3 protein-coding genes are annotated in these 6,472 nt (G+C 66.2%); all 3 read right to left on the reverse strand.

Annotated features, from left to right (window positions below; all coding sequences use genetic code 11):
* Positions 1-13 precede the first annotated feature (13 nt).
* Positions 14-1,696: a nitrate reductase subunit beta gene (narH, locus tag ON31_RS32240; protein ID WP_039818971.1), complete on the reverse strand. Its 1,683-nt coding sequence runs from the start codon at positions 1,694-1,696 to the stop codon at positions 14-16.
* Complete coding sequence (locus tag ON31_RS32245) at positions 1,696-5,385, reverse strand: nitrate reductase subunit alpha (RefSeq protein ID WP_039818973.1); 3,690 nt, start codon at positions 5,383-5,385, stop codon at positions 1,696-1,698. The genes narH and ON31_RS32245 overlap by 1 nt, the downstream gene beginning before the upstream one ends.
* A gap of 51 nt (positions 5,386-5,436) precedes the next feature.
* The coding region (locus ON31_RS32250) for an MFS transporter (RefSeq protein ID WP_039818998.1) at positions 5,437-6,472 on the reverse strand (1,036 nt) is incomplete at its 5' end.

Here is a 6,472-nt window from a genome sequence, read left to right on the forward strand (position 1 = left end):
CTTGCAGCGTAGTTCATTTCGGCTTCTCCGGGGTGTCTGTGCGGGAGCGATCGCGTGGCGGCAGTAGACCGCGGGGGTGGCCTTTGCCGTCCCAATTGAGCAAATTGACCCGTACCTCCCCGTCTGCGGGCGCGGCGACGCTGTCACTGCACTGGCGGTCGGCCAGCATGTGGAAGTTCTCCACCGCGATGGGCGATGCCCCGCCGGAGCTTTCGCCGAAGGGTCCGGATCCACCCATGCCGGGGCCACCGTCGTAGTCGAGACTGCATTCGGTCGCGAGTTCTTCGAGTCCGTGCGCCTGTTCGGCGTGTGCCTGGGGGATGACATAGCGCTCGTCGTATTTGGCCAACGCCAGCAGCCGGTACAGGTCGTAGATCTGCTCCCCGCTCAGGCCCACGCGAGCCGCGATGCGCTCCTGAGGTTCGCGGCCGAGGTTGATATCACGCATGTAGGACCGCATGGCGGCCAGCTTCTGCAATACCGCGACAACGGGTTTCGGGTCTCCAGCGGTGAAGAGGTGGGCCAGATAATCGACGGGAATTCGGAGCGCGTCGATGGCGGCGAAGAGATTGCCGTGGTCCTCGGCGTCGTGACCGGTGTCTCGAACGATATCGACCACCGGTGACAGGGGTGGGATGTACCAGACCATGGGCATGGTGCGGTACTCCGGATGCAGCGGCAGCGCCACCCGATAGGTATTGATGAGCGCGTATATGGGTGACCGCTGTGCTGCGGCGATCCAATCGCCCGGTATGCCGGCGGTTTCGGCCGCGGCCACGACGGCCGGATCGTGCGGGTCGAGCAGAAGCTCGCGCTGTGCCTCGTAGAGGTCGGTGTCCGAGGGCGTCGAGGCGGCGTCGAGTACTCGGTCGGCGTCGTACAGGACCAGTCCGATATACCGCAGGCGGCCCACGCAGGTCTCCGCGCACACCGTCGGCAGCCCGACCTCCACACGGGGGAAGCAGAAGGTGCACTTTTCAGCCTTGCCGGTGCGGTGGTTGAAATAGACCTTCTTGTAAGGGCATCCGGACACGCACATGCGCCAGCCGCGGCAGCGGTCGGAGTCGACGAGGACGATGCCGTCCTCGCTGCGCTTGTAGATCGCGCCCGATGGGCACGAAGCCGCGCAGGAGGGGTTGAGACAGTGTTCGCAGATGCGCGGCAGATAGAACATGAACGTCTGCTCGAACTCGAAACGCACCTTGTCCTCGATGCGTTTGCGGATCGGATCGTGCTGTCCGTGCGCGGGTGCGCCCGCGAGGTTGTCGTCCCAGTTGGCCGACCAGGTGATGGCGGTCGGTTTGCCGCTGATCAGTGAGCGGGGCCGCGCTACCGGAGTATGGGTTTGCAGCGGCGCGGTGGTGAGGTCGGCGTAATCGTAGGTCCAGGGCTCGTAATAGTCTTGCAGTGCGGGAAGTTTGGGGTTGGAGAAGATGCTTGCCAGCCGCCGCCATCGGCCGCCGCCGCGTAGTCGTAATCGGCCGCGGCGGCTCAGCGTCCAGCCACCGCGCCAGCGGTCCTGATCCTCGTAGCCCCGTGGATATCCTTGCCCGGGGCGAGTTTCCACATTGTTGAACCAGACGTATTCGACCCCCGCACGATTGGTCCAGGTCTGTTTGCAGGTGACCGAGCAGGTATGGCAGCCGATGCATTTGTCGAGATTCATCACCATCGCCATCTGAGCCATGACGCGCATCAGTACCGTACCTCCTGGCTCCGGCGGCGGATCACGGTGACCTCGTCGCGTTGATTGCCGGTCGGGCCGAGATAGTTGAATGCGAAAGACAATTGGGCATAGCCGCCGATGAGGTGGCTGGGTTTTATCAGCAGGCGGGTCAGCGAATTGTGGATGCCACCACGTCTACCCGAGGCTTCGGCCAGCGGTACGTCGATCAGACGGTCCTGGGCATGGTGCATATATACCGTGCCCTCGGGCATCCGATGGGAGACGATCGCACGCGCCACCACGACCCCGTTGCGATTGACCGCCTCGATCCAATCATTGTCCTGAACACCGATTTTCGCGGCATCTCGGTCTGACATCCAGATGTTGGGCCCACCGCGAGACAGGCTCAGCATGAACAGATTGTCCTGGTACTCGGAGTGGATCGACCATTTCGAGTGCGGTGTGAGATACCGCAACGTGATCTCGTTCTCACCGTGCTCGCCGAGCTGTGGTTCGGCGAACAGAGCCGTCATGTTCAGCGGCGGCCGGAAGACCGGCAGCTGTTCGCCGAGCTCGATCATCCAATCATGGTCGAGGTAGAAGTGCTGCCGCCCGGTGAGGGTGTGCCATGGTTTGAGTCGCTCGACATTGATGGTGAACGGCGAGTAGCGGCGGCCGCCGGTCTCGGAACCGGACCATTCCGGCGAGGTGATCACCGGTACCGGCGCGGCCTGGGTATCGGCGAAGGTGATCCGCTTGCCCTCGTGTTCGGCGGCCAGATCCGCCAGCGCGGTGCCCGTGCGTTGTTCGAGTGTGTGGAATCCCTGGGTTGCCAGGTGCCCGTTGGTGGTCCCCGAAAGCGCCAGGATCGCCTCACATGCGTCGACATCTCGGCGTAGCGACGGACGGCCGTCGGCTGCCCCGCCGCGCACCGTACCGTTCTTGTGGGCCAGGTAATCGATTTCGCCGTTCACGCTGTAGGTGATGCCCTTGGTGGTGGCTCCCAGACTGTCCAGGAGCGGACCCAGCGCGCGCATTTTCGCGGCAACTGCGGCGTAATCGCGTTCCACCACTGTCAGCCGCGGCATCGTCACACCCGGAATCGGTTCGCAGTCACCGGCTTTCCAATCACGCACCACCCCGTGCGGGGTGGCCAGCTCGTCCGGGGTGTCGTGCAGCAGCGGGGTGGCGACCACATCCCGGCGCACGCCCAGGTGCGTACGCGCCAACTCGCTGAAGGCGTCGGCAATGGTCTGAAATGTGGTCCAGTCGGTGCGGGTCTGCCACGGCGGGGCGATGGCCGGATTGAACGAATGGATGAACGGATGCATATCCGTGGTGTTGAGATCGTGCTTCTCGTACCAGGTCGCCGCCGGCAACACCACGTCGGAAAACAGCGTGGTGCTGGTCATCCGGAAATCGACGCTCATCAGTAGATCCAGCTTCCCGGTCGGCGCCCGGTCGCGCCAGACGACGTCGCGGGGCCGGGCGCGTGGGTCCGCCTCGTCGGCACGCAGCGATGAATCGGCGCCGAGCAGATGCTTCAGGAAGTACTCGTTGCCTTTGGCCGAGGAACCGAGCAGGTTGGCCCGCCAGACACTCAGTACCCGCGGAAAGTTTGCCGGGGCATCGGGGTCTTCGCATGCGAACCGCAACTGCCCCGACTTCAGTCTCGATGCGACATAGTCGCCGAGCGGTATACCAGCCGCCTCGGCATCGTCGGCCAGGGTGAGGGGGTTGCGGTCGAAGGTCGGGTATGACGGCATCCAGCCCAGCCGCGCGGACTGGGCGATGACGTCCGCCGTGGTCATCCCGGCCAGCTTGCCGCCCCTGCCGCTGGCGGCGAGGGTCTCCGCCCCGAACGGGTCGTAGCGGAACTGGTCGGTGTGCAGGTACCAGTAGGCGGTCTGGATCATCTGCCGCGGCGGCCGCGACCAGTCCAGGCCGAAAGCCAACTGCGACCATCCGGTGACCGGGCGGCACTTCTCCTGGCCGACATAGTGCGCCCAGCCACCACCGTTGACGCCTTGGCATCCGGTGAGTGTGGTCAGCGCCAGGAAGGCTCGGTAGATGGTGTCGGAGTGGAACCAGTGATTGGTCCCTGCGCCCATGATGATCATCGACCGGCCGCGCGATTCCTCGGCATTGGTGGCGAACTCGCGGGCGATCCGCGCCGCCGCGACGGCGGGAACTCCGGTGAGGGGTTCCTGCCAGGCAGGCGTGCACGGGTCGTCCGTGTCGTCGTACCCGGTCGGCCACCGGCCGGGCAGGCCGGCGCGTTGCACGCCGTACTGGGCGAGCAGCAGGTCGAATACAGTGGTGACCAGGTGACCACCGAGACGGCGAACCGGCACTCCGCGCCGCAGTGCCGCGTCGGGAGTGTCGAAACGGGGCAGGAGCACCTCCACCGACTCGCCACCGGCGACCGTGAGCAGCGGGTCCACTCCGTCGAGGTCGAGGTTCCACTTTCCCGCGCCGTCAGCGCCGTAGCGGAAGCCCAGTGAGCCGTTGGGCACCACCGCGTGTCCCTCCGAATCCAGCAGGACGGTCTTGAAGGCGGCGTTCTCCTGGTCGGCGAATTCCGAGAGATCCGCGGCCGTCAACGCTTTCCCGGGACGGAAGGCGTCTCCATCGGGGGTCAGTCGTACCAGGAACGGTAGATCGGTGTACCGCTTGACGTACTCGGTGAAGTACGGCGTGGTCCGCTGCACGAAGAACTCCCGCAGGATCACATGACCCATCGCCAGGGCGAGCGCACCGTCCATACCCGGCCGCATCGGAATCCATTCATCGGCGAATTTCACATTGTCGGCGTAGTCCGGAGCCACCGCGATCACCTTCTGACCCCGGTAGCGGGCCTCCGCCATCCAGTGCGCGTCGGGCGTGCGGGTGACCGGCAGGTTCGAACCCCACATGATGAGATAGCCCGCGTCCCACCAGTCCCCGGACTCCGGCACGTCGGTCTGGTCGCCGAAGACCTGTGGCGAGGCCACCGGCAGATCGGCGTACCAGTCGTAGAACGACAGCATCGCACCGCCGAGCAAGGAGACGAACCGGGCTCCGGAAGCATGCGAAACCATCGACATCGCCGGAATCGGGGAGAATCCCGCGATCCTGTCCGGCCCATAGGTTTTGATGGTGTACACGTGCGCCGCGGCGACCAGCTCGGCTGCCTCGTCCCATGATGCGCGTACCAGGCCACCCCGGCCTCGCGCCGCTTTGTAGCGGCACGCGGATTCGGTGTCGGTGACGATCGACCCCCACGCGGCCACCGGATCCCCGGTGCGCGCCTTCGCCTGTCGGTACATGTCCAGCAGCACGCCGCGGACATAGGGGTAGCGCACTCGCGTGGGCGAATAGGTGTACCAGGAGAATGCCGCCCCGCGCGGGCAGCCGCGCGGCTCGTACTCGGGTCGGTCCGCACCGGCCGACGGATAATCGGTCTGCTGGGTCTCCCAGGTGATGATGCCGTCCTTGACGTACACCTTCCATGAGCAGGAACCGGTGCAGTTCACGCCGTGCGTGGAACGCACCACTGTGTCGTGCGCCCATCGGTCCCGATAGAACTCGTCGGCGTCCCGGCCGCCGGCCAGGTGGATCGTGCGGGCATCGGCGGATACCTCCGCCCGGGTGAAATATCGACGTGTTCGGACCAGGGCCTCGGATAGTGGGCCGTCCAGTCCAGGGGAAGAGGGTGTGGGTTCTGTTCCAGCGGTCATCGGGTGCTCTCTTCTACGAGGGGCCAGGACGAGTTCGCTACCGGAGCGAGGTCACGCGGGCACGGGGATCTGTTTGCGGACGGCGGTGAGGGTGAACACGCCGGTGGCAGCCGCGACCACCGCCAGCGCGGCCAAGCCGACCCCGTAGGAGCCCAGCGCCCCGTAGACGGCGCCCATCACCAGAGGTGGCACGAATCCGCCCAGACCGCCTGCGGCGCCGACCATTCCGGTGACCGATCCGACCCGCTCGCCCGGGGCGAGCAGGGCCACCAGCGCGAACACCGCCCCGCTGGCAGCGCCGAGCGCGGCGGCCATCGACAGGAACGCCACGGTTGCTACCGGCATCAGTGCCGGCGTGAACGCCTGCACCGCGGCCGCCACGCTCACCACGGCCATGGCGGTGACCAACACCCGAATCGGCCCGAGATGGTCGGCCAGCCAGCCGCCGACCGGACGCATGGCCACCGCCAGCAGGACGAAACCGGCCATCCGAGCGGCCGCGTCCGCCTGTTCCAGCCCATAGGCGGTCTTCAGGTACGCCGGCAAGTACACCGAGAAGGCGACGTAGCCGCCGAACGCCACCGCGTACAGCACGGATGCCTGCCTGGTCACCGTCATTCGCGCGGTCGAGCTCAGTCGACGGGCCAGCGGCTCGGTCGGAACGACCCGGGCGGGGGCATCACGCAGGATCAGCGCCGCCACGATCGCGTAGATCAGCAGTGCGGCCGCGGTGACCAGGAACGGTGTCGACACCGAACCCGCGTCGACCAGCGGAACGGTGGTCAACGCGCTGATCGCGGTGCCGCCCATGCCCGCACCGAACAGTCCGATCGCGAGCCCGCGCCGCCGGGGCGGAAACCAGGAGTTGACGAAGGGCACGCCGACCGCGAAGGCGGTGCCGCCGATACCGAGGAAGAAACCGCCCACCAACAGCGCGAACAAGGACTGATGGCCGACCAGCCCCACGAACAATACCGGCATGATCGTGCACGCCGACACCAGCGGGAACATCACCCGCCCGCCGAATCGATCGGTCAACGCGCCGACGGGGATCCGACCCAGCGATCCGACCACCACCGGCACCGCG

The organism is Nocardia otitidiscaviarum NBRC 14405 (assembly GCF_000308635.1).
Lineage (GTDB): Bacteria > Actinomycetota > Actinomycetes > Mycobacteriales > Mycobacteriaceae > Nocardia > Nocardia otitidiscaviarum.

What these genes read in the sequence shown, in the direction of transcription:
- narH (WP_039818971.1), bottom strand. Translation starts at nt 1,696, where the DNA reads ATGCGCGTCATGGCTCAGATGGCGATGGTGATGAATCTCGACAAATGC.
- ON31_RS32245 (WP_039818973.1), bottom strand. Translation starts at nt 5,385, where the DNA reads ATGACCGCTGGAACAGAACCCACACCCTCTTCCCCTGGACTGGACGGC.